Raw genomic sequence first — 1,333 nt, forward strand, 5'->3', positions numbered from 1 at the left:
CTAGTGTCATGCGCCTGAAATTCGTCACTTAAATTTCTATGATTGCCGTATGTCGTCTTCGGGGCCGTCCGCGGTGGAGATCAAGCTGACCGATGCCGAGCGTGCTCGGTTGGTGGAGTTGTCGGCCGAGTCGTCGGGGTTGGCGGTGCGGGCGCGGATCGTGCTGGCGTGCGCGCAGTCGGGTGCCAGTAACGCGCAGGTGTCGCGGGAGCTGGGGGTTTCGGTGCACACCGTGCGCAAGTGGCGTTCGGTGTTCGCGCGAGGCGGGGTGCGGGCTTTGGTGGAGGAGGCCCTGCCGGGGCGGCCCAAGGCGGGGTTGACGCTGAGTGAGGCCGAGCGGGTGACGTTGCAGCGGTGGGCGCGGCGTGCGAAGTCGTCCCAGATCCTGGCGATGCGTTCGAAGATCGTGCTGGCGTGCGCGCAGGGCAAGGACAACAAGCAGGTCGCCGATGAGCTGCGGGTGGATCCGGCCACGGTGTCCAAGTGGCGTTCGCGGTTCATCCGGTTACGACTGGATGGCCTGGTCGACGAACAGCGGCCGGGCCGTCCGCCGTCGATCACCTTGGACCAGGTCGAGCAAGTGGTCGTGGCGACGTTGGAGCAGACACCGAAGAACGCCACACACTGGTCGCGGGCATCGATGGCCGAGCGCAGCGGGCTCAGTAAGTCCACCATCGGGCGGATCTGGCGGGACTTCGGGCTCAAGCCGCACCAGGCCGACACTTTCAAGCTGTCGAGCGACCCACTGTTCGTGGAGAAGGTCGTCGATGTCGTCGGGCTGTATCACAATCCGCCCGAGCGGGCGGTGGTTTTGTGTGTGGATGAGAAGTCCCAGATCCAAGCACTCGACCGCTCCCAGCCGGTGCTGCCGATGATGCCGGGCATGCCCGAACGGCGCACCCACGACTACGTCCGCAACGGGATCACCAGCCTGTTCGCCGCGTTCAACATCGCCGACGGCAGTGTCATCGGCGAACTGCACCGCCAGCACCGGGCTGCGGAGTTCAAGAAGTTCCTGGTCACGATCGACAAGAGGGTGCCGGCCGAGCTGGATGTCCATCTGATCTGCGACAACTACGGCACCCACAAGACCCCGCAGATCAAAGCCTGGCTGGCCCGCCATCCCCGCTTTCACATGCACTTCACCCCGACCGGCTCCTCCTGGATCAACCAGGTCGAGCGGTGGTTCGGTCACCTGACCGACCAGCTCATCCGCCGCGGAGTCCACAAGAGCGTCCAGTCCCTGGAAAAGGACATCCGCGCCTGGATCGCCCACTGGAACCAGAACCCCAAACCCTTCGTATGGACCAAGACCGCCGAGGAGATCCTCGAA

The 1,333-nt window shown here is 64.7% G+C and carries 1 protein-coding gene; it reads left to right on the plus strand.

Going from position 1 to position 1,333, the window contains the following annotated elements; genetic code table 11:
* Positions 1–49: 49 nt before the first annotated feature.
* Positions 50–1,333 (plus strand): IS630 family transposase (locus ACFQSB_RS40160; RefSeq protein ID WP_380832600.1); only part of this gene is annotated, 1,284 nt, incomplete at its 3' end.

Origin of the sequence: Sphaerisporangium rhizosphaerae (assembly GCF_042665155.1) — a bacterium.
GTDB classification, from domain to species: Bacteria; Actinomycetota; Actinomycetes; order Streptosporangiales; family Streptosporangiaceae; genus Sphaerisporangium; species Sphaerisporangium rhizosphaerae.